Raw genomic sequence first — 21,992 nt, forward strand, 5'->3', positions numbered from 1 at the left:
TGCAGCAGGGCACGGCCTTCGAGGTGCGCATTGACGAAACCGGCAAGACCTACCCCGCCAAGGTGCAGCGCCTGGCCGCGCGGGTGGACCCGGTGAGCCAGTCCATCAAGGTCAACGCCGCCATCCACGGCAAGTTCCCTGAATTGATTGCCGGCATGAGCGGGCAGGTGCTGATGGCGCCGCCTGCGCAGAAGTAAGACCCAAGACCGCCGTTGAAGGAGCCGCCTGTGCACATGTCTTGTGGATAGCCAGCAGCTTGCTTCGACAAAGAAATCCGGGCTGGGCCTGCTGCCACCGAAGTGACCGGTGTGCAGCGGGCTTCAGCCCCCCGTATTCCGTGCAAGTGCCCCTGCAAGTGCCGCCCGTGTGCCCCTGAATGGGCCGCCCAGGCAAAAGGAAGGATGATTCGATGACCGCCCACAACCGCCCCTTCTGGCGCCGCCTGGCGCAAGCTGCTGCCAAACCTACGGCTTCCGCAGCCGCTGCACCAAACCTCACCGTCCCCGCAGGGCTGGTCAGCGCCATGCGCCCCCTGGCGCTGGAGCAACGCTTCATGTTCGACGGCGCGGGCGCTGCAGACGCTGCACATGCAGTGGCGGACGGTGCCACGGCCACCGATGCCGCGGCAGACACCGCCGGCGCGCTGCGCCATGCGCTGATGGCCGAGGCCGCACCTGCCACCAGCCCACGCCAGGAAGTGGTGTTTGTGGACAGCCAGGTGGCCAACCTGGCTGAATTGCTGGCAGGCTTGTCCGGCAATGCCGAAGTGGTGATTCTGGACGCCAGCAAAGACGGTCTGCAGCAGATGGCCGACTACCTGCAGGGGCGCAGTGGGCTGGATGCCATCCACCTGCTGTCCCACGGCGCGGACGGCACGGTGCAGATGGGCAATGTCTGGCTCAGCAGCGCCAATTTGGGCGAGCACAGTGCCGCCTTGCAGAGCATTGGTACGGCGCTGAAGGCCACTGGGGATTTGCTGTTGTACGGCTGTAATTTGGCCCAAGGAGATAAAGGCCAAGACTTTCTTGGGCAGTTGGCGGCAATCACAGGAGCGGACGTGGCTGCCTCCAGTGATCTCACAGGCAGTCTGCAAAAAGGCGGTAATTGGACGCTGGAAAAAAGCGTTGGCAGCGATGGGATCCAGGCGGATGCGCTGGCGCTCAATGACTACAACGAACTGCTAACCATCGTCGTATTTGATAACATGGATCTGAATAGTGGTAACGGGGCATACAACAAAACGGTTAGCTCCGTCGGATTCACTTTTTCTGGTCAGGACGGGTATTCGTTTTCCAATAACTACGGCACAAATTACAACGTCTTCCCTGACAGCAGCGGAAACCCAACCGGCGATGCTACCAAACTGACGATTGCAGTGGCCTCCGGCTATACCTTCGATCTGACCAGTTTCAGTTACTACACCTCGCTGAATGACACGATTACGGTCACCTTTACTTATGCCAACAACACCACCGTCACCGGGACGCTGATAGCCACTGCGAATGCCAATATCACGCTGTCGAATTTCTCGGTGTTCCGCGATGCGTCAAATAATGCCCTGCCCACCTCCGCGAACGACATCATCAAGGTGGTGATTTCCAGCGCGAACGGGACAGGAGGGTTCGACTTCGGAACCAATAACTTTGATATTTCCGACGTCAAAGCCATCGTGGCGTCAAATGCGACCTCCACCGTCACCGCCGGTCCGTCTGGTGAAGCCACCACGTTCTCCACCACCGCGACTTCGGTAGCCAGCGCTGTCTCACTGATGGACTTTACGATAGCCGACCCGGGAACATCGGATGGCCTGGCTACCAACGTTAGCGCGTTCTACGCGACCGTGAGTGGAACAGCAACATCGTCGGAACTGGCGCAGATGCGTTTCCTACTCAACGGGCCGGACGCCACCAACGTGGTCGGCACTTATGACAGCAGTACTGGCAGAATCACCTTCTCCGGGCTGAACCTGTCGATTGCTGATGGTGGCAGCGAAACCTACACCATCAAGGCGTATTACAACGACAACACCAGCAGTAACGATCTCATTGATCACCACACCGTTGTTTTGTCAGTCAATGCAAGCAACTTTACCGCCGCCTCCAGCGGTTCGATCTTCGCCAGTAGCCAGGCTAACGTCACCAACGGCAGCGGCACGAGCATTGACATTGCCGCCACCAAACTGATTTACAGCCAGTCTCCGTCCACGTCGGTGGTTAGCGGCATCAGCTTCACTACCCAGCCGGTGGTGATCGCTGTGGACGATCGCGGCAACATAGATAGCGATTTCAATGGTTCAGTCACGCTGAGCGAAAATGGAAGTGGTTCGCTCACCGGCACCACCACCGTCACCGCGTCGAGCGGTACTGCCACCTTTAGCGGTGTGAAATACACGTCAGCCAGCGATGCAGACGCCAACTTTGTACTCACCGCCGCAGCCGGTAGCTTGGTGAGTGCCTCCTCGGCCTCCATCAACCCAGATGTGGTCGCCACAAGGCTGGTCTTCAGCACACAGCCCGGCCCCACCGTCATCCAGAATGGGCAAAGCACCAGTTTCACCACTGTACCGGTCGTTCAGGCCGTTGATGCGAATGGAATGGTGGACCAAGATTACACCACCAATATCGTGCTTTCGGTCACCGATCCTAATGATGGAGTCGTCGATGGCTCGGTCAACAACTTTACGGTCACTTCAGGTGATCAGGACGCCAGCAGCACCACAGTTACTCTGACACCGTCGGGCGGTATCGCCATCTACAGTGGTCTAGCTATTTTGTATACCAACAGCGGCAACACTAACACTCTCGCATTACGAGCTACATCAGGGGCTCTGACGATGATTGAGAGTTCGTCAATCGTATCCACAGTCAATCAAGCTCCTGTTATTAGCAACTTGAATGGTGACAGCGTGGCCTGGGCCGGAGCTGGCAACACCGTAGGAATGGATGTAGGCGGGAACGCACTGCTCAGCGACACCGAGTTCGGCGCACTCAACGGTGGAAACGGCAACTGGGCCGGGGCCAGCCTGACGATTCAGCGTGACGGCACAGCGGTGAGCAGCGACGTGCTGGGTTTCAACACCATCGGTGCCCTGTTCGCCATCAGTGGCAGCAACCTGCAGTCGAACGGGCAGACCTTCGCCACCTTCACCAATGTGGGCGGCGTACTGACCATCACGTTCACCAGCAGCGGTACAGCAGCGACCACCGCGCTGGTCAACGATGTGGCACAACGGGTGACCTACCGCAATGACACGCCAGCCGGCGACACCACCATCCGCTACAGCCTGAATGACGGCACCAGCACCGTCGCTGCCAATGTCACGGTCGGCAGCGACATCATCTACGTCACCAATACCAACGACACGGCGACTATCGACCTCAGCAACGGTGTGAGCTTCAGCGAAGCCGTCGCCATCGCCGCTGCCGATGCCACCGGTAGCCAGACCATCGTCTTCGCCAGCAACCTGGCCGGCCAGGCACTGAACCTCAACACCGTCTCCCTGAACGAAAGTCTGATCTTCGACATGACTCAGGCCAACGGCCTGACGCTGACCGGTGGCACCATCACCCTGGCTGGCGGAACCACGCAGGTCTTCAACGTTGGCTCGGGCTACAGTGCAACGATTTCCAGCCTCATCGCAGGATCCGGTGCACTGACCAAGACCGGAGCAGGTGAACTGACCCTGTCCAGCAGCAACACCAATGCCGGAACCACCACTGTCTCTGCCGGCACTCTGGTGGTTGACGGCAGCACCAGCAGTGCCACCACCGTGGCCAGCGGCGCCACCCTGGCTGGCAGAGGCACTCTGGGCGGCAGCGTCACCGTGCAGAACGGTGGCACCCTGTCCCCGGGCGGCGCTGGCGTCGGCACCCTGACCGTCAATGGCAACCTGACCCTGAACTCGGGCAGCACACTGGCGTTGAATATCAACGGGGTCACCGCCGGTACCGGCTACGACCGGGTCGTGGTCAACGGCACTGTCGACATCTCCGCCGCCACTCTGGCAGTCAGCCATGGCTACGCGCCCGCCAGCGGTGACAGCTATACGTTGATCGTCAACGACGCCGCCGACGCGGTGACTGGCACTTTCAGCGGCATCAGCGAAGGTGGCAAATTCAATGCGGCTGGTAACAGCACGGAACTGACCACCAGCTATATCGGTGGCACCGGCAACGACCTGACCCTGACCACGCCCATCGCCCCAACCATCACCAACGTGTCGTCCAGCACCGCCAACGGCACCTACAAGATCGGTGACGTCATTACCATCAACGTGCAGTTCGACTCGGCGGTGAACGTGACCGGCACGCCGACTCTGACGCTGGAAACCGGCGCCACCGACCGGGTTCTTAGCTACGTGTCCGGCTCGGGCACTAACACCCTGAGCTTCAGTTACACCGTTCAGGCTGGGGACATCTCTGCCGACCTCGACTACGTCTCCAGCTCGGCCCTGAGCCTCAATGGCGGTAGTATTAGGGACGGCGCCAACCAGGCCGCCGTCCTCACTCTGGCGGCCCCCGGCGCGACTGGCTCTCTGGGCGCCAACAAGGCTCTGGTGGTCGACGGTGTGCGCCCAGCGGCCACCAACATTACCCTGAGCGACACGGCTCTACGCATCGGCGAGACTGCCACCGTCACCATTACCTTCAATGAGCGAGTGAGTGGCCTGGATACTGGCGACTTCACCGTGGCCAACGGCAGCCTCAGCAACCTCAGCAGCAGTGACGGCGGCCTGACCTGGACAGCGACCTTCACCCCCAGCGCCAACATCAGCAATGCCACCAACCTGATCACCCTCAACAACACCGGTGTGATGGACCAGGCGGGCAACATCGGCAGCGGCACCACCGACTCGGTCAACTACGCCATCGACACCCAGCGTCCGACAGCCAGCATAGTGGTCACCGATATCGAGCTCAAGGCTGGGCAGAGCACCACCGTCACCATCACCTTCAGCGAAGCGGTGGTAGGGCTGACCACGGCGGACTTCACCGTCGCCAACGCTGCGCTGAGCAACCTGACCACTTCGGACAACATCACCTGGACGGCGACCCTGACACCAGACGCCAACGTCACCGATGTGTCCAACCTGATCACCCTGGACAACTTCGGCTACACCAACATTGCCGGTAACCCAGGAGGTGCCCCCACCGACTCCAACAACTACGCCATCGATACCCAGCGCCCAACGGCCATATCCGTGCTGGTTACCGATACGACGCTGAAAGCCGGCCAAAGCACCACCGTCACCATCACCTTCACTGAAGCAGTGACCGGGCTGGATGTGAGCGATTTCACGGTAGTGGATGGCGTGTTGAGTGGCTTGTCTACGGCCGATGGCGGCCTCACCTGGACCGCCACGCTGACGCCAGTCACCGGCAAGGTGCACTCCGGGCTGCAAGTGGCATTGAACAATGCGGGCTACACCGATCTGGCAGGCAATGCGGGCGCCAACATCAGCTTTTCAGCTAGCTACGCCATCAACACCGTGCTGCCCGCCCAGCCCGTGCTGCAGGTGCAGAGCAATGAAGAGGGCAGCGCTACGGTGCGTGTGGATGCACTGGAGGCTGGCGCACCGTGGGAGTATTCGTTGGATGGTGGCCAGAGCTGGCAAGCCGGCCAGGGCAATCTGGTGGCCATCTCCAGCCCCGGTCTGTACGACGTGCAGGCGCGGCAGACCAATGCTGCGGGCAATGTGTCCCAGGCGGGCGTGTTGTCTGTGGACGTGGCTCCGCAGGCGGTACCGCCGCGTGTCGAATGGCCGGTGATGGGGATTTTTAGCGGCAGCAGCGCCGGTGCTGGTTCCGGTATTTGGGACGCTGCTGTGGCACCCGCTGGGCTGGCACCGCTGGGTTTTGACGCAGATGCTACGGTGCTTCCACGAGGCAGCGGCAATGTCTTTTTGGGCAGCGGCTATGCAACGCCGGCTGGCTCCTCGTTCTTTGGCGGTGGCGTGGCGACGGACGCCAGCGAGCTATCGTCGGGATTCTTGGGGGGCTACAGCGGGGTGATCGGCGCATCCGCCTTCGCCGGCGTTGCCCCACAGGAGGCTACGGCCGATCAACTGGTGCTGCTGCAGCTGGTCGATGCGGTGGTGGCCGCAGCAGACCGCCAGGTTGACTGGAAAATACCGCCCACCATGTTTGGCCACAGCGACCCGCTGGCGAGCGTGCAGTTTTCGATGACCCTGGCCAACGGCCAGCCCTTGCCGGCCTGGTTGAAGTTTGATGCCCGCACGGGCCAGGTTAGCGGCGTGATGCCGGCCGGCTTCCAGGGGGAGCTCACACTGCGCTTGACGGCGCGTGACAGCCAGGGGCACACGGTGAGCACGGTCATCAAGCTCAAGGCCGCCGACGCGGGTACTGTAGCCCGCGCCGGTGTCGGTGAGCAGTTGCTGCGCCATGCCCAATTTCGTGCTGGGCACATGGCGGCCCAGCGTTTGCATCTGTGATACAGGCAGCACCTAAAAATAGAAACTGACAAGGACAGAGTGAGGATGTTGCAGTGAATGCACCAATGACGTCGGGCAGCGTGCACCCCGCCGTGCTGCTGCTGGAACTGGGCCACCGGGCCCGGCAGGCACAGACGGTGCAGGAGCTGGAGTTTCTGCTGGTGAATGACACCCGCCTGCTGCTGCCCTACCGCCAGGCCGTATGGTGGACGCAGGAGGGTGGGGTGCAAACCCTATCCGGGGTGGTGCAGCCGGATGCAAATGCGCCCTATGCCCAGTGGGCGGTGCAAGTGTGCCGGCACATGGCGCAGCACCAGCCACGGCTTGGCGCTTTCACCGCGGCCGATGTGCCACCCGAGCTGGCGGCGCAGTGGTCGCAGTGGTGGCCCGCTTATGCGGTGTGGTTGCCGATGTCGCAAGCCACCCCGGGTACCCCGGGCTCCACGCAGGGTGAGGCGGCATCTGCCGGGCTGCTGCTGGTGGGCGCGGAGCCGTTTCCTGCAGACCGGCTGCCGGTACTGGGCGAATGGTGCAGCATGTGGGGCCATGCGTGGCGGGCCTTGCAGCGTCGGCGCATGGTGTCGCTGCGGCAGTGGTGGGCGCACCTGCGCCAGCAGCAGGCACAAGCGGCCTGGTGGAAACGGCCTGCGGTGTGGGCCGTGGCGGCCGTGGCGGTATTGGCAGTCTGGCCGGTGCACCTGACCGTGCTGGCACCCGGCGAGCTGGTGGCGGCGCAGCCGGCCGTGCTGCGCGCACCCATGGATGGGGTGGTGGAGCAGATCCATGTGCAGCCCAACGAGATGGTGAAGCAGGGCCAGTTGCTGTTCAACCTGGACGAGGCACAGCTTGCCAGCCGGCTCGAAGTGTCGGAGCAGGCCTTGCAGACGGCCGAGGCGGAGTACCGCCAGTTTGCCCAATTGGCGCTGGGCGATGTGCGCTCCAAATCCCAGCTGGCAGCGCTGGCCGGCAAGATTGGCGAGCGCCGCGCCGAGCAGGCGTTTCTGACCGAACAGCGCCAGCGCGCCCAGGTGCTGGCGCCGCACGATGGCATGGTGCTGTTCGATGCACCGTCGGAATGGATAGGCAAGCCGGTGCAGACCGGCGAGCGCGTGATGCGCATTGCCCAGCCCGATGCGGTGGAGGTGGAAGCCTGGTTGCCGATTGGCGATGCCATTGCACTGCAGCCTGGCGCGCCGGTGCAGCTGTACCTGGCAGCCGACCCCTTGGCGGCTGTGCAGGCCCAGGTGCGCTATGTGGCCTATGACGCCGTGGCCCGCCCGGACAGCCAGTATGCCTACCGTGTGCGTGCACAGCTGGTGCAGCCGGGCACGCAACGCATCGGCCTCAAAGGCACGGCCAAGCTGCAAGGCGAGCGGGTCAGCCTGGCCTATTGGATGGTGCGCAAGCCCTGGGCCAGCATCCGCCAGTGGGTGGCGCTGTGATCGGAGCACCAGCCCCCTGGCAGCCCTTGCGGGAGGAGCTGGACCTGCTGCCCGGTCCGGCCTTGTCCGACGGCCAGCCCAGCTGGACCTTGCACGACCCGGTGCGCAATCTGTTCTTTCAACTGGACTGGGCCAGCTTTGAAGTGCTGCGCCGCTGGGACATGGCCGATGCCCAGGCCATGGCACGCGATATTGCGGCGCACACCACTTTGCAGGTGACTGCGGCGGACGTGCAGGTGCTGCAGCAGTTTCTGCTGGGCAACGAGCTGCTGCAGCCGCCGCCCCATGGTGCGCCTGCGCTGGCCGAAAAGTGGCAAAGCCGGCGTGGCGGCTGGTCGCAATGGCTGTTGCACAACTATCTGTTCTTCCGGGTGCCGCTGCTGCGCCCGGACCGCTGGCTGGAACGCTGGGCGCCCCGGCTGGATTTTCTGTTTCGGCCTGGCTTCTGGTGGCTGACGCTGGCCGCCTTCCTGTGGGGGCTGTGGGGCGTGGTGCGTTCCTGGGAAGTGTTTCACGCCACCCTGGTGGACATGTGGAGCCTGCAGGGCCTGCTGGCCTATGGTGTCACCTTGCTGGGGGTGAAATGCCTGCACGAGTTGGGCCATGGCATCACCGCCAAGCGCTATGGCTGCCGCGTGCCCACCATGGGGGTGGCGTTTCTGGTGCTGTGGCCCGTGGCCTATACCGATACCAACGAGGTCTGGAAGCTGACGCGCCGCGACCAGCGGTTGAAGGTGGCGGCAGCGGGCATTACCACCGAGCTGGTGATTGCCGTGTGGGCATTGCTGGCCTGGCTGTGGCTGCCCGATGGCTGGCCCAAGGCCATGGCCTTCTTGCTGGCCACCACCACCTGGGTGAGCACGGTGCTGATCAATGCCAGCCCCTTCATGCGCTTTGATGGCTATTTTCTGCTGTCGGACTATCTGCAGATGCCCAATCTGCACAGCCGTGCCTTTGCCCTGGCGCGCTGGGATCTGCGCGAGCGGCTGTTTGCGCTGGGCGAGGCCCCGCCCGAGCGCTTTGCCCCCACGCGCCAGCGCATGCTGATTGCTTTTGCCTGGGCCACCTGGATTTACCGTCTGGTGCTGTTTCTGGGGATTGCGGCCCTGGTGTATCACTTCTTCATCAAGGCGGTCGGGATTTTGTTGTTTGCGGTGGAAATCGTGTGGTTCGTTGCCAAACCGGTGTGGTCGGAAGTGAAAGCCTGGCGGGAACGCAAGGCGCAGATTGTGCACAGCCGCCGTGCGCGTTGGAGTGCTGCGCTGGCGGTGGGGTTGCTGGCCTTGCTGGTGGTGCCCTGGCCGGTGCCGGTGCTCAGCAGCGGCATGCTGCAGTCCGGTGCGCAGTGGCAGCTGCATGCGCCCGAGGCCGCACAGCTGGCGCAGGCGCCCTTGGCCGAAGGCAGTGCGGTGGCGGCCGATACCGCCGTGTTTGCGCTGACTTCACCCGCCTTGCAGGCGGCCGCCCAACAGAACCAAGCGCGTTTGCGACAGGTGGTGCAGCAGTCGGCAGCCGCCGGCATGGACGGGGAACTGCGCCGCGACTGGCAGGTGTGGCAGGACCGCCAGGCCGAGGCCCTGGCACAGCAGGCGGCGCTGGACACGGATGCCGCGCGCTACCAGTTGCAGCCGGGCGGCAGCGGCGTGCTGCGCGATGTGGACCCGGACTTGCAGGCCGGCGAATGGGTGGCCCGCAGGGAGCTGTTGGGCCGTGTGGTGGACCTGCAGAAACTGGAAGTGGTGAGCTATGTGGCGGAGCAGGAACTGCACCGCATTCGGCCGGGCGATAGCGGTCTGTTCATCACCGAGGGTGCCGGTGGTGCCGCACTGCCGGTGCGCGTGCGCAGCATTGACCAGGACGCCAGCCGCAGCCTGAACGAAGGGGCGCTGTCCGCACAGGCGGGCGGCAATGTGGCGGTGCGCAATCAGCAGGGGGTGCTGTACCCCGAGCAGCCGGTGTACCGGGTGGTGCTGGATGTGGTGAACGCGGAGGCCTTGCCCGCCTGGGCGGCCCAGCACCGCTGGCGTGGCCGGGTCAGCATCCGGGGGGCCTGGGAAGCGCCGGGGGCGCAGTTTGTGCGCACGGCGGCCAGCGTGTTCTGGCGCGAGGCGGGCTTTTAGCGCCAGGGGGCAGGGCCGCGGCGTGCCGTGGTGGTCCTGCCGTAAGCCCATGGACCATCATGGCCTATGGAACCCGCATGCCGCAGACCCGGGTGGCATGCGGAGCACGGGGGGCTTCAGACCTCAGACCTGTTCGGCCAGCAGTTCCTGCAAGGTCTTGACCTGCAGCTTCAGTCGCTCGTTTTCGGCTTCCAGCTCGGCCACGCGGGCCTGCAGCTCTTCGGCCGATGCCTGCGGAGCAGCTTCGGCGCCTTCTTCGGCTTCCAGCTTTTCGGCCTTGGGCTTTTTCTTGGCGTCGCGCAAGCGCTTGGCAGCCTGTTTCAGACCGTCAGCGCCTTCGGCGGCCACGGCCTGCTGTTCTTCCATCGGCAGGGTGGCGACCACAGCCGCCGCGTTCAGCGTCAGCTCCCCGGCGCGCACGGCGGCGACCACTTCGGGTGCGGCCTTTTCCTGGATGGTTTCGATCATCTTGACCTGGCCGGCCGACAGGCGTGCGGCGCGGGCCAGTGCTTCGCGGGTGTCCAGGGCCTGGTCGGGCACCTTGGGCATGGTAGCCAGGGCCTGGGCGACCACCGGGTCGGTATCGCCTTCCCAGGGCGCGTCGGTGGCAGCTTCACCGGCCTGGGCCTTGGCGGCGTTCACGGCGGCAGCGGCCGCGGCGCGGCGTTCGGCAATGATTTCGCGTTTGCGCAGGGCCAGCACGCCGCGCTGGAAGTCGGACACGCTGCGGCGGCCCAGGTGCTGGTCGATCATCCACAGGTGGATGTCTTCCATGTTCTGGAAGCGTTCGTTCTGGATGGTCTTGAACGGCAGGCCGTGCTTTTGGCAGATGCCAAAGCGGTTGTGGCCGTCCACCAGGATATTGCCCCACAGCACCAGCGCGTCGCGGCAGCCTTCGTCGAGGATGCTGCGCTCCAGCGATTCGTGTTCGTCGGGGGTCAGGGGGTCGATATAGGCCTTGAGTTCGGGCAGAACCTGGATTTCTTCTGGATTCACTTGTCGTTCCTTGTCTTCAGGCAATCAGAGGCAAAAAGAGGCAAAGGCCCCGAGGGGCCTTGCAGAATCAGGGGCTGCCTGCGCGCATGGGGCGCGGACTTCAGCGCGCCGTCGTGCCGAAGTGCTCCGCGCCTGGGCGCAGGAAGCCGTGGTCTTATGCTTGTTCGGGGTGCAGCAAGCGGGCAATCAGTGCACCTTCCCACGGACCTTCCATCGGCACGCGCACGCGGATGGGGTTGCCCTGGGCCACCTGCACCGGCTCGCCGTCCAGATTGAACATCTGGGTCAGCTGGACGCGGCGGTTGCCTGTGGGGTGCACGACCTCAATGGTATCGCCCACGGCAAAACGGTTCATGGTTTCAATCTCGACCATGCCATTCACGTAATCGCGCACCTGGCCCACAAAGTGGCTGCGCTGCAGCACCGAGGTGCCGGTTTCGTAGTTCTGGTAGTCGTTGGCGGGGCGGCGCTCCAGCAGGCCGCCGGTGTAGCCGCGGTTGGCCAGGCTTTCCAGCTCGGTGATCAGGTGCGGGTTGAAGGGGCGGCCGGCCACGGCGTCGTCGATGGCGCGGCGGTAGGTCTGCGCGGTGCGGGCCACGTAGTACAGGCTCTTGGTGCGGCCTTCGATCTTCAGCGAATCGACGCCGATCTTGGTCAGGCGCTCCACATGCTCCACGGCGCGCAGGTCCTTGGAGTTCATGATGTAGGTGCCGTGCTCATCTTCCATGATGGGCATCATTTCGCCGGGGCGGCCTTTTTCTTCCAGCAGGTAGATGGCATCGGCCTTGGGGTGGCGGTTGCCGTCACCGCAGGTGCTGGTGAACTGGTTGTCGGCGTCGTTCTTGGCGTCTTCGAAGTTGAAGCCCTTGTCCATGGCCTGGGCCAGGGCTTCGCCGGTGTTGGGGTCGACCTGAGCGTCGTGCGTCTTGTAGTCCCAGCGGCAGGCGTTGGTGCAGGTGCCCTGGTTGGGGTCGCGGCGGTTGAAGTAGCCGCTCAGCAGGCAGCGGCCCGAGTAGGCAATGCACAGTGCGCCGTGCACAAAGACTTCGATCTCCATGTCCGGGCATTCCTGGCGGATCTTTTCGATCTCGTCCAGAGACAGCTCGCGCGAGAGGATGATGCGCTCCACGCCCATCTTCTGCCAGAACTTGACGGTGGCGTAGTTGGTGGTGTTGGCCTGCACGGACAGGTGGATCACCGCCTCGGGCCACTTTTCCTTGACCATCATGATCAGGCCCGGGTCGGCCATGATCAGCGCGTCGGGCTTCATGGCGATGATGGGCTCGATGTCGCGCAGGTAGGTGCGGATCTTGTCGTTGTGCGCAATCACGTTGCTGGTCAGGAAGAACTTCTTGCCGCGTGCATGCGCTTCCTGGATGCCCTGGGCGATCTGTTCCATGCGGAACTCGTTGTTGCGGGCGCGCAGACTGTAGCGCGGCTGGCCGGCATACACGGCATCGGCGCCAAAGTCATAGGCGGCGCGCATTTTGTCGAGCGAGCCGGCGGGCAACAGGAGTTCGGGGGCTTTGAGGGTCATGATGGGGCGTATTGTCCTGCAAACCGCCCTCCCGTGTGTCAGGGCGGGCAGGGTGCCCGCAGGGGTTTCAGGGGCTGTTACCTCCGCGTCCGGCACGGTTGCTGCCACCGGATTGGGCAGGCTGCATGGGCGCGTCCGCAGGCCATGTGCCGCGGGAGGGCGTGTTCCCGGTCGCCGCCGCTTGGGCCAGGTGGGGCGTGCGGCAGTGGGCTCAGCGGATGCTGTGCTGCTGCAGGTGTTCCAGCAGCAGCTGGGCATGTGCCGGCAGCTGCACGCCGGGCCGGGTGCACAGCAGCAGCTGGCGCTGGGCCCAGGGGTCCTGCAGGGCGATCGCCCGTGCGCCGTTGCGGCCCGCATGGCGGCGTGCAGCGGAGGCAGGCAGCACGGCCACGCCGGCGCCCTGGCCGACCAGCTGGCAGATGCTGTCGAACTGCTGCAGCTGCACGCGCCAGCGCAGCGGCTGGCCCAGTTGCGTGGCGTGGCGCTGCACCAGGGCCTGCAGGGCAGAGCCGCGGGGCAGGCCAATCCAGTCCTGTGTCAGCAACTCGGCAAGCCGCAGCGACATGCGGCGTGCCAGCGGGTGTTCCACCGGCAGCACGGCCATCAGCGGATCGGGGCGCCAGGGTTCGGCCTGGATGCCGCTGGTGTCCACCGCATCGCTGGCAATGCCAATGTCGCACAGGCCCTGACGCAAGCCGTCCAGCACGGCTTCGCTGCGGCATTCCTGCAGCTCCAGTGCCACGCGCGGCTGGGCCTGCAGAAAACCGGCCACGGCCTGCGGCAGGTGTTCGGCCACGGCCGAGGTATTGCCCCGCACCCGCGCCTGACCGGCCAGGCCGTTGCCGAAGTCCGCCAGATCACCGCGCAGATGCTCCATTTGCTGCAGCACCTGGCGTGCGTGCTGGCCCAGCGTATGGCCGGCGGCCGTGGGGCGCACGCCGCGTGCACCGCGCTCGAGCAGTGGGGCACCCAGCTGGGCTTCCATGCCGCGCACGCGCTCGCTGGCCGAGGCCAGCGTCATGTGCGACAGGCCCGCTGCCGCCGTGAGCGTGCCGCTGTCCAGGATGTGGACAAACAGTTGCAGATCGGTGAGGTCAAAGCGCATGGAGGGCAAGGTGGGCATGGACGAAGAGGGGCGGAACAAGGCTCAGGGAGGGCCTGAGTCTGGCTGCAGCACTTCCGCATTGTGGTGTCAGTGTAGGCGCAGAAGAATGGCGCAGGAAAAGTGTTTGGTTAGGACATGTTGTGATGCAAAAGGTTCAGTTTGAAACGAAGGCTGCTGCGGCCACCATGGCAGCCATGGCGGCACAGCAGGCGGGCGCATGAACGCCGATTTGCTGGCCCAGCCGGGGCTGCTGCTGGGGGCCGTGCTGGTGTTTGCGCTGGCAGGCGTGGTCAAGGGCGTGGTGGGTCTGGGTCTGCCCACGGTCTCCATGGCGCTGCTGGCGCTGTTCATGCCCACGGGGCAGGCCGCCGCCTGGCTGCTGCTGCCTTCGCTGGTGACCAATGTGCTGCAGATGCGTCCGGCGGCATCGCTGGGACCGGTGCTGCGCCAGCTGTGGCCCATGCAGCTGGGCGTGGTGGTGGGTACGTTGGGCGGGGTGTGGTGGTGGGGGCCGCTGGGCCAGGCCGCCGGGGCACGCACCTTGCTGGGAGCGGCGCTGGCGCTGTATGCGCTGTGGGGTCTGTGGGGACGTGCGGTGACGCTGCCGCACAGGCACCAGGGGTGGCTGGGGGCTGTGGCTGGCCTGGTGACCGGGGGCATCACGGCGCTGACCGGTGTGTTTGTGGTGCCGGCGGTGGCCTATCTGCAGGCCTTGCAGCTGCCGCGCCAGGCGCTGATGCAGGCCATGGGGCTGAGCTTCACTGTCTCCACGCTGGCCTTGGGTCTGGGGCTGAGTGGTGTGGCGGGCGGCAGCGGCCCGCTGGATGGTGCGGCGCTGGGGGCGTCGGCCGCGATGCTGCTGCCCGCGCTGCTGGGCATGGCTGCGGGGGAGCGGCTGCGATCGCGTCTGTCGGCCACGGCTTTCAAGCGGGTGCTGATGGGCAGCTTGCTGGCACTGGGGGCTTACATGCTGTTCAACTAGCAGCGGTGAAACCGCTGTGCCGCTGCATGGCATGGCAGCATGTCTGCAAAAGAAAAGGGCTTGAAGGTGGAAACACCTTCAAGCCCTTTTCTGCGTGTGCTGCCGCAGCGTGGCTGGTACGGACTCAGTCTTGCGGGCGGAAGCCGATCACCAGGGTGGGCGGCACCTTGCCATCCACGTCCTTGGGCAGGGAATCGGTCTTCTGCACGGCGCGCACCACGGCGTCGTCCCAGGCCTTGTTGCCGCTGGACTTGATCAGGCGGGCGCTGATGATGTCACCGCCGGGCGCGGTGCGCACTTCGACTTCGGCACGCGGGTTGCCGCTGATCGCGTCCGGGTAGACGATGTTGGGCTTGACCTTGGCCGCCACCTTGGCGCCGTAGCCGGCCGACGGGCCGTGGCCGCCGCCGGCACCGGTGCCCGCACCGGAACCGTTGCCACCGCCCTTGCCAGCGTTGGGGCCGCTGCTGCGCTCGGCCGAGCCACTGCCGCCCGAGCCTGCCAGACCGGCCATGCGTGCCATGTTTTCCTGGCGCATCTTCTCTGCGGCGGCTGCGTCCTTGGCGTCCTTGGCCGCCTGTTCCTTCTTGCGCTTGTCGTCAGCGGCCTTCTTCTCGGCTTTTTCCTTGTCGGCTTTCTCTTTCTCGGCCTTGTCCTTTTTCTCTTTTTCCTTCTGCAGCTTGTCTTTCTCGGCCTTGTCCGCCTTTTCTTTCTCCAGGCGGTCCTTCTTCTCCTGCTCTTTCTTCTGCTTGTCCTTCTCGGCCTTGTCTGCTTTTTCCTTTTCCAGGCGTTCCTTGCGCTCTTCCTCGGCCTGTTCCTTCTTTTCTTTTTCCTTTTGCAGCCGCGCTTTTTCCGCCTTCTCGGCCTTTTCCTTGGCTTGGCGTTCTTCCAGCTCGCGCTTGTCCTTCAGCTCCTGCTGGCGCTTTTTCTCCAGCGCCAGCTCGGCCTCATGGGCCTGTTGCTCGGCTTGCAGCTGTTGTGGCGTGGGCTTGGGCGGCACCACCACGGGCTCTGGCTCCGGTGGGGGCGGGGGCTTGACGGGTTCGGGCTCCGGCTCGGGTTCCGGTGGCGGCGTGGGCGCACGCGGGGCCGCTGCCGTGGGCATTTCCGACCACAGCTCGGCTTCCACAGCGGCTTCACCGACCGCTTTGGGCGGGCGCACGTTCCACACGAGCGCCACGATCAGCAGGATGTGCGCCGCCAGTGCCATCAGCCAGGCGCGCAGGTACTTGCTGCGGCGGGGTGGGGCAAAGGGGTCGTTTTCGTAGCGGGATGACATGGAATCGGGTGCGGTGCTAATAGTTGCGGGCCGGCGGGCGGAAAGTCGCCGCCGGCCCGAAGGTCACTTGCCGGCGGCGGACTTGACGCCCAGGGCCACGCGCTTGACGCCGGCTTTCTGGAGTTCGCCCATGGCGTTGACCACGGTTTCGTAGGGCAGGGCTTTGTCTGCCTGGATCATGACGGCACTGTCCTCGGGCTGGCCGGATTGCCAGCTGGCGGCCGCCAGGCCCAGTTCCTGCAGCGTCACGGCCTGTTCGCCATTCGGCGTCTTCAGGCGCACGGAGCCGTCCTTGTCGATCAGCACATGGGCCACGTTCTGGACCGGGGGCTTGGTGGACTTGCCGGCGCTGGGCACGTTGATGGCGCCGGGCGTGAGCATGGGGGCCGTGACCATGAAGATGATCAGCAGCACCAGCATCACGTCGATGAACGGCACCATATTGATTTCGTTGACGGTGCGGCGGCCTTTGCCGCGGGAGCTGACTGAGGGCATGGGGCGGCTCCGATCAGTGGCCCGACGCCGTGCTCTGGCCCACGCCGCTCACATTGCGCTGCAGGATGTTGGAGAACTCTTCGATGAAGGTTTCCTGCTGGCTGGCAACGCGGTCAATCTTGTGGGCGTAGCGGTTGTAGGCAGTCACCGCAGGGATGGCAGCAAACAGGCCCATGGCGGTGGCGACCAGGGCTTCGGCAATGCCGGGGGCCACGGTGGCCAGCGTGATCTGTTCCATGTTGGCAAAACCGGTGAAGGCGTGCATCACCCCCCAGACCGTGCCGAACAGACCGACGTAGGGGGCCACGGAGCCCACGGTGCCCAGGAAGGGCAGACCGGATTCGACCTCGTCCATCTCCCGTTGGAAGCTGGCACGCATGGCGCGGCGGGTCCCGTCCATCAGCGTGTCGGCGCTGGTGATGCGGCGTTCGCGCAGTTTTTGGTATTCGCGCATGCCGCTGGCGAAGACGCGTTCCATCGGGCCGCCGCTCTTGGCGTTTTTCATGGCGCTGATGTACAGATCGTTCAGGCTGGTGCCGGACCAGAAGTCCTGCTCGAAGCTGTCGTTCTGCGCGCGCACCTTGTTGAGCGTCTGCATCTTGCGGAAGATCATGGCCCAGCTGGCGACCGAGGCGGCCACCAGAATCAGCATGACGAGTTGGACCACCCAGCTGGCTTGCAGCACCAGGTGGAGGATGGACATGTCTTGGTTGTTCATGAGAGTTGTTCCAGGATGCTGGCAGGAATACGGGCAGGGCGCATGCTGGCCGCATCCACCCAGCCAATACGGATGGTGCCTTCACTTAACAGCTGAGGCTGGCCATCGGATGACATGGTGTGTTGTAACAAAGCCTGTTGGGCAATGGTGATGGAGGCGCGGCCGGCCGATTGCAGCCGGGCCGTGACCCAGAGCTGATCGTCCAGCCGTGCCGGGGCGACGTAGTCCACCGCAGCATGGGTTACGACAAAGAAGCCGCCGGTTTGTTCCCGCAGCTTTTGCTGCTCGATACCCAGGGCGCGCAGCCATTCGGTGCGGCCGCGCTCGAAGAAATGCAGCATCCGGGAGGGGTAGACCGTGCCGCGGGCATCGGTGTCCTCCCAGTAGATGCGCAGGGGAAAGCGAAAGGCCGTCATGAGCATGCTCAGCCCAGCAGGCGTTCCATGCGGGCCACGGCTTCCTGCAACTGGGCCATGGAGTTGGCCGTGGAAAAGCGGATGTGGCGTGCGGTGTCGGCCGTGCCGAAGTCACGGCCCGGGGTGGCCGCGATATGGGCTTGCTGCAGCAGCGCATGGGCAAAGTCCCAGCTGCAGTTGGCTCCGGGCGCCACGCCCAGCTTGTGCGCCATCTGGGAGCAGTCGGCCCAGGCGTAGAACGCGCCGTCGGGCATCACCGGCACGGACAGGCCCAGGCGGTTGAGCTGGGGCAGGAAGTAGTCGCGGCGGGCCTTGAATTCGGCACGGCGGCGTTCGAACTCGGCAATGCTTTCGGGCGCAAAGCAGGCCAGGGCGGCATGTTGCGAGATGGTGGACGCGCAGATGAACAGGTTCTGGGCCAGGCGCTCCACCACCGGCACCATGGCGTCGGGCACCACCATCCAGCCCAGGCGCCAGCCGGTCATGTTGAAGTACTTGCTGAAGCTGTTGATGCTGATGATGTCGTCGTCAATGGCCAGGGCGGTCTGGCCGAAGGCGTCGTCATACGACAGGCCCAGGTAGATCTCGTCGACGATGGTGCTGCCGCCCTTGGACTTGACCACCTCGTGGATGCGGCGCAGCTCGGTCGGGTCAATGGACGTGCCTGTGGGGTTGGAGGGCGATGCCAGCAGCACCCCGCGCGTCTTGTCGCCCCAGTTGGCCTGCACCTGGGCGGCGCTGAGCTGGAAACGCTCTGCCGCGCCCGACGGAATCAGTTTGGCCGAGCCTTCGGCGGCGCTGACGAAGTGGCGGTTGCAGGGGTAGCTGGGGTCCGGCATCAGGATTTCATCGCCGGCCTCGATCAGTGCCAGGCAGGCCAGTTGCAGCGCAGCGCTGGCGCCGGCGGTGACCACAATGCGGCGTGCGGGTACGTCCACGCCGAAGCGGCTGGCATACCAGCCGCTGATGGCTTCGCGCAGCGGCTCCAGGCCCAGCGCGTTGGTGTACTGCGTGGCGCCGCTGCCGATGGCGCGGGCCGCGGCCTCCTGCACCAGGGCGGGTGCGGTGAAATCGGGTTCGCCAATGTTCAGAAAGATCACCGGCTGGTCGGTGTGGGCCACTTCACGGGCCAGCGCCTGGGCGGCCTTGGCCACCTCCATCACGTAAAACGGTTCAATGCGTTGCGCGCGGGTGGAAAACTGCATGGGCTCTTCAAGGGGGCGGCGGTGCCGCAGAACAAAAAAGAAAAAAGGCAGCGTTCCGGAGGGAAGGCTGCCTGGCAGGAGATCAGGCCTGGCTGTCCTGGGCGGGCTGGTCGGCTGCGGGTTCGGCCTTGGGGGCCTGCTCCGGCTTGCCGGCGCCGTTCTGGCCCTTGTCGGCGGCCACTTCGGTGGGGCGCAGCGTGGGGGCCAGGGCGTGGAGAACGCCGTTCACGTACTTGTGGCCGTCGGTGCCGCCAAATTCCTTGGCCAGTTCGATGCTCTCGTTGAGCACCACACGCCAGGGCACATCGGGGCAGTGCAGGAACTCATAGACGCCAATCCACATGCAGGCATGCTCGATGGGCGAGAGCTCTTCCATGCGGCGGTCCAGCTTGGGAGCGATCAGCGCATCCAGGTCCGCAGCGGTTTCGATGCAGCCGTGCAGCAGTGCGTCGTAGTGGGCCGTGTCGCACTTGTGAAAGCCCGCCAGGTCGCGCGTGAACATGTCGATGGAAGTGGCATCGTTGCCACCCACGATGTGCTGGTACAGCGCCTGCAGCGCGAACTCGCGCGAGCGGCTGCGGGTGGACTTGGAGGCCGCCTTGCGCACGCCGGTGCTGGTCACGCCCTTGCGGGGCTGGCGGGGGGGACGGCTTTTGGCCGATGTGGATTGGGTGTCGTCGCTCATGGCTTATTTCAGGGTGCGGAGCAGACAGGCCATTTCGATGGCCACGCGGGCGGCATCGGCGCCTTTTTCGGTCTGGCGGGCGATGGCCTGCTCCAGGTTCTCGGTGGTGATGATCGCGTTGGCGATCGGAAGACGGTAGTCCAGGCTCAGGCGGGTCACGCCGGCGCCGGATTCATTGGCCACCAGTTCAAAGTGGTAGGTCTCGCCGCGGATGATGCAGCCCAGGGCCACCAGGGCGTCATAGCCGCCGCGCTCGGCCAGGGCCTGCAGCGCCACGGGCACTTCCAGTGCGCCGGGCACCAGCACATGGTCAATGGCGTCGGCGGCCACACCGGCTTCCAGCAAGGTCTGGGTGCAGGCCTGGGCCAGGGTGTTGGTGATGCTTTCGTTCCAGCGGGCCTGGACGATGCCAATGCGCAGACCTTGGCCGTTCAGTGCGGAGGCGTTGCCTTTTTCAGCGTGCAGCATGTCGCTTTATTCCTTGGTGATGTAACCGGTGATTTCCAGGCCGTAGCCGGCCATGCTGGGCATGCGGCGGGGCTGGCCCAGCAGCTTCATTTTGTGCACGCCGCATTCGCGCAGGATCTGTGCGCCCACGCCGTAGGTGCGCAGGTCCATGCGGCCGCGCTCGGGTGCCTGGGCCGAGCGGGCCTTGCCGTCGAACTGCTCCAGCAGCTGGGCGGCACTTTCGCCGCAGTTCAGCAGCACGGCCACGCCCTGGCCTTGGCGGTCCAGGTACTGCAGGCTGGTGTCCAGACCCCAGGAGTGCATGGAGCGGTTGATCTCCAGCGCATCCAGCACGGACAGCGGCTCGTGCACACGCACGGGGACTTCATCGGTTTCGCTCCAGCTGCCCTTGACCAGGGCCAGGTGCACGGCATGGCTGGGTTTGTCGCGGAAGGCGTGGCAGGTGAATTCGCCGTAGGGCGTCTGGATGGCACGGCTGCCCACTTTTTCCAGCAGCGATTCGGTGCGGCTGCGGTACTGGATCAGGTCGGCAATGGTGCCGATCTTCAGGCCGTGTTCCGCGGCAAACAGCTGCAGATCGGGCAGGCGGGCCATGGTGCCGTCGTCCTTCATGATCTCGCAGATCACGGCCGAGGGGGTGCAGCCGGCCATGCCGGCCAGGTCGCAACCGGCTTCCGTGTGGCCGGCGCGGATCAGCACGCCGCCGTCCACGGCCTGCAGCGGGAAGATGTGGCCCGGTTGCACCAGGTCGGTGGGCACGGCGTTCTTGGCCACGGCTGCCTGCACGGTGCGGGCGCGGTCGGCGGCGGAAATGCCGGTGGTCACGCCTTCGGCAGCTTCAATGGAGACGGTGAAGGCGGTGCTGTAGACCGTGCCATTGCGTGCAGCCATGGGCGGCAGCTTCAGGTATTCGCAGCGTTCGCGGGTGAGCGTCAGGCAGATCAGGCCCCGGCCGAACCGGGCCATGAAGTTGATGGCTTCGGGGGTGACGTGGTCGGAGGCCAGCACCAGGTCGCCTTCGTTTTCGCGGTCTTCCTCATCCACCAGGATGACCATGCGGCCTGCGCGCATGTCGGCAACGATCTCTTCCACCGGCGAGATGGCGACGGGGTTCAGGGGGGTATTCATGAGAGCTGTTTCCTTGGGGCCTGGTGCTGTGGCAACAGAAGGCGTATGGCGTCCAGGGCACTGACACATGGTGCCTAAGGACACCCCCAAAGAACGCTATGCGCACGGCCACTACCGTACGAGAGAGGGCGCCGGATGGTGCCCGCCTCGGAATCCCGCCATTCTAGTGCAGCGCAGCAGCTGTGCGCCGCAGAAGGTTTAGCGGGAGGGGTCCTGCAGCACCACATCGCCATCCGGAATGGCCACGCAGGGCAGCACGCAGCCTTCGGCTTTTTCTTCGGCGCTCAGGCCGGGCCATTCCACGGCGTAATGCACGCTGCCGGACACCAGTTGGCCGATGCAGGTGCGGCAGGTGCCGTTGCGGCAGGAGCTGGGCCAATCCAGCCCACCTTGCTCCATGGAGTCGAGCAGGGACTGGTCGGCCCAGGCATCGCATTGCTGGTCGCTGGGGCTGAGGCGGGCGATGAAAAAGGGTGGAGCGAATTCGGAAGACATGGGCAGCAAAAAAAGGAGCGCTCCATGGCGCAAACCCTGCATTGTGGCCGAGCCTGGATTCGGCGGGCAGTGGGCGGGATTTGACCTGGTGTTAACCCGTGCATGCCTAAAAAATGGGCGCAGCAAACGGAAGTGTGAAAAATCAAGCACTTAGCGCCCAGGAATCCGAGGTTGCGAAAGTTGTCCACACAGTTTTCCAACGCGGTTGGTGACAACTTTGTCAGACAGTGCGCTGCCCAAAAAATAGGCATAAAAATAAAATCGTTCAAAATCAATGGCTTGGGATCTTGTTGTAACAGTGTCCCATGCTTATCCACAGGCCTTTGCCGCAGAGATGGGGATAAATCGGCGCGGGCGTCTGCAGTGGCTGCGCGTGGGGGCGCACAGTCGCTTGGGCTACTGCAGCGCTGCCCGCCGCCGCGTAGAGTGCGCGGCGTAGACACCCGCAGCGGGTGGCAAAAAGCACGCAG

Annotated in this window: 16 protein-coding genes and 1 pseudogene; 5 read left to right on the plus strand and 12 right to left on the minus strand. The window is 64.7% G+C overall.

Annotated features, from left to right (window positions below; translation table 11 throughout):
* The 4 genes and pseudogenes from KW830_RS20685 to KW830_RS20700 form a co-directional block, all read left to right on the plus strand.
* Positions 1-197, plus strand: a pseudogene (locus KW830_RS20685) (efflux transporter periplasmic adaptor subunit); the annotation flags it as partial.
* A 212-nt stretch (positions 198-409) separates the two neighbouring features.
* Entirely contained in the window at positions 410-6,451 is a 6,042-nt protein-coding gene (locus KW830_RS20690) for an Ig-like domain-containing protein (RefSeq protein WP_218334273.1), read from the plus strand.
* 53 nt (positions 6,452-6,504) lie between these two features.
* A complete protein-coding gene (locus KW830_RS20695) occupies positions 6,505-7,893 on the plus strand; it encodes an efflux RND transporter periplasmic adaptor subunit (protein WP_370626164.1) in 1,389 nt (462 codons plus the stop codon).
* Positions 7,890-10,013, plus strand: coding sequence for a site-2 protease family protein (locus KW830_RS20700; protein WP_370626165.1), 2,124 nt, complete (start codon positions 7,890-7,892; stop codon positions 10,011-10,013). The genes KW830_RS20695 and KW830_RS20700 overlap by 4 nt, the downstream gene beginning before the upstream one ends.
* A gap of 123 nt (positions 10,014-10,136) precedes the next feature.
* Here the strand turns inward: KW830_RS20700 and KW830_RS20705 are convergent, their stop codons facing one another.
* From KW830_RS20705 to KW830_RS20715, 3 genes are all read right to left on the minus strand, one after another.
* Positions 10,137-11,009: a plasmid replication/partition related protein gene (locus tag KW830_RS20705; protein WP_066539031.1), complete on the minus strand. Its 873-nt coding sequence runs from the start codon at positions 11,007-11,009 to the stop codon at positions 10,137-10,139.
* Positions 11,010-11,163: 154 nt separating this feature from the next.
* Positions 11,164-12,546 carry a tRNA 5-hydroxyuridine modification protein YegQ gene (yegQ, locus tag KW830_RS20710; RefSeq protein WP_066539030.1) on the minus strand — a complete coding sequence of 461 codons (1,383 nt, stop codon included), beginning with the start codon at positions 12,544-12,546 and terminating at the stop codon, positions 11,164-11,166.
* A 211-nt stretch (positions 12,547-12,757) separates the two neighbouring features.
* Entirely contained in the window at positions 12,758-13,651 is an 894-nt protein-coding gene (locus tag KW830_RS20715) for a LysR family transcriptional regulator (RefSeq protein WP_218334306.1), read from the minus strand.
* A gap of 217 nt (positions 13,652-13,868) precedes the next feature.
* Between KW830_RS20715 and KW830_RS20720 the strand changes: the two genes are divergently transcribed.
* A complete protein-coding gene (locus tag KW830_RS20720; protein ID WP_066539024.1) occupies positions 13,869-14,633 on the plus strand; it encodes a TSUP family transporter in 765 nt (254 codons plus the stop codon).
* A gap of 124 nt (positions 14,634-14,757) precedes the next feature.
* Here KW830_RS20720 and tolA read toward each other — a convergent pair whose 3' ends face one another.
* The 9 genes from tolA to KW830_RS20765 form a co-directional block, all read right to left on the minus strand.
* Positions 14,758-15,912: a cell envelope integrity protein TolA gene (tolA, locus tag KW830_RS20725; protein WP_066539022.1), complete on the minus strand. Its 1,155-nt coding sequence runs from the start codon at positions 15,910-15,912 to the stop codon at positions 14,758-14,760.
* A gap of 63 nt (positions 15,913-15,975) precedes the next feature.
* Positions 15,976-16,407, minus strand: a complete 432-nt coding sequence (locus KW830_RS20730; RefSeq protein ID WP_066539020.1) for a biopolymer transporter ExbD — start codon at positions 16,405-16,407, stop codon at positions 15,976-15,978.
* A gap of 13 nt (positions 16,408-16,420) precedes the next feature.
* Positions 16,421-17,125, minus strand: a complete 705-nt coding sequence (gene tolQ / locus KW830_RS20735) for a protein TolQ (RefSeq protein WP_218334274.1) — start codon at positions 17,123-17,125, stop codon at positions 16,421-16,423.
* Positions 17,122-17,541 (minus strand): YbgC/FadM family acyl-CoA thioesterase, encoded by a 420-nt coding sequence (locus KW830_RS20740; protein WP_218334275.1) that lies wholly within the window; start codon positions 17,539-17,541, stop codon positions 17,122-17,124. Before KW830_RS20740 ends, tolQ begins: the two co-directional genes overlap by 4 nt.
* Positions 17,542-17,549: 8 nt before the next feature.
* Positions 17,550-18,746, minus strand: coding sequence for a pyridoxal phosphate-dependent aminotransferase (locus tag KW830_RS20745; protein WP_218334276.1), 1,197 nt, complete (start codon positions 18,744-18,746; stop codon positions 17,550-17,552).
* 82 nt (positions 18,747-18,828) lie between these two features.
* Positions 18,829-19,431 (minus strand): transcription antitermination factor NusB, encoded by a 603-nt coding sequence (nusB, locus tag KW830_RS20750; RefSeq protein ID WP_066539014.1) that lies wholly within the window; start codon positions 19,429-19,431, stop codon positions 18,829-18,831.
* A 3-nt stretch (positions 19,432-19,434) separates the two neighbouring features.
* A complete protein-coding gene (ribH, locus tag KW830_RS20755; protein WP_218334277.1) occupies positions 19,435-19,899 on the minus strand; it encodes a 6,7-dimethyl-8-ribityllumazine synthase in 465 nt (154 codons plus the stop codon).
* A 6-nt stretch (positions 19,900-19,905) separates the two neighbouring features.
* Complete coding sequence (gene ribBA, locus KW830_RS20760; protein WP_066539010.1) at positions 19,906-21,027, minus strand: bifunctional 3,4-dihydroxy-2-butanone-4-phosphate synthase/GTP cyclohydrolase II; 1,122 nt, start codon at positions 21,025-21,027, stop codon at positions 19,906-19,908.
* 198 nt (positions 21,028-21,225) lie between these two features.
* Positions 21,226-21,522 carry a 2Fe-2S iron-sulfur cluster-binding protein gene (locus tag KW830_RS20765; protein WP_066539487.1) on the minus strand — a complete coding sequence of 99 codons (297 nt, stop codon included), beginning with the start codon at positions 21,520-21,522 and terminating at the stop codon, positions 21,226-21,228.
* Positions 21,523-21,992: the final 470 nt, after the last annotated feature.

It is taken from the genome of Comamonas sp. CMM03, from assembly GCF_019218715.1.
Classification (GTDB): domain Bacteria; phylum Pseudomonadota; class Gammaproteobacteria; order Burkholderiales; family Burkholderiaceae_C; genus Comamonas; species Comamonas terrigena.

Bases quoted from the DNA above. Each gene is read 5' to 3' on its own strand.
- KW830_RS20690 (WP_218334273.1), top strand. From the start codon at position 410: ATGACCGCCCACAACCGCCCCTTCTGGCGCCGCCTGGCGCAAGCTGCT.
- yegQ (WP_066539030.1), bottom strand. From the start codon at position 12,546: ATGACCCTCAAAGCCCCCGAACTCCTGTTGCCCGCCGGCTCGCTCGAC.
- KW830_RS20715 (WP_218334306.1), bottom strand. From the start codon at position 13,651: ATGCGCTTTGACCTCACCGATCTGCAACTGTTTGTCCACATCCTGGAC.
- KW830_RS20720 (WP_066539024.1), top strand. From the start codon at position 13,869: ATGAACGCCGATTTGCTGGCCCAGCCGGGGCTGCTGCTGGGGGCCGTG.
- tolA (WP_066539022.1), bottom strand. From the start codon at position 15,912: ATGTCATCCCGCTACGAAAACGACCCCTTTGCCCCACCCCGCCGCAGC.
- KW830_RS20730 (WP_066539020.1), bottom strand. From the start codon at position 16,407: ATGCCCTCAGTCAGCTCCCGCGGCAAAGGCCGCCGCACCGTCAACGAA.
- tolQ (WP_218334274.1), bottom strand. From the start codon at position 17,125: ATGAACAACCAAGACATGTCCATCCTCCACCTGGTGCTGCAAGCCAGC.
- KW830_RS20740 (WP_218334275.1), bottom strand. From the start codon at position 17,541: ATGACGGCCTTTCGCTTTCCCCTGCGCATCTACTGGGAGGACACCGAT.
- KW830_RS20745 (WP_218334276.1), bottom strand. From the start codon at position 18,746: ATGCAGTTTTCCACCCGCGCGCAACGCATTGAACCGTTTTACGTGATG.
- nusB (WP_066539014.1), bottom strand. From the start codon at position 19,431: ATGAGCGACGACACCCAATCCACATCGGCCAAAAGCCGTCCCCCCCGC.
- ribH (WP_218334277.1), bottom strand. From the start codon at position 19,899: ATGCTGCACGCTGAAAAAGGCAACGCCTCCGCACTGAACGGCCAAGGT.
- ribBA (WP_066539010.1), bottom strand. From the start codon at position 21,027: ATGAATACCCCCCTGAACCCCGTCGCCATCTCGCCGGTGGAAGAGATC.
- KW830_RS20765 (WP_066539487.1), bottom strand. From the start codon at position 21,522: ATGTCTTCCGAATTCGCTCCACCCTTTTTCATCGCCCGCCTCAGCCCC.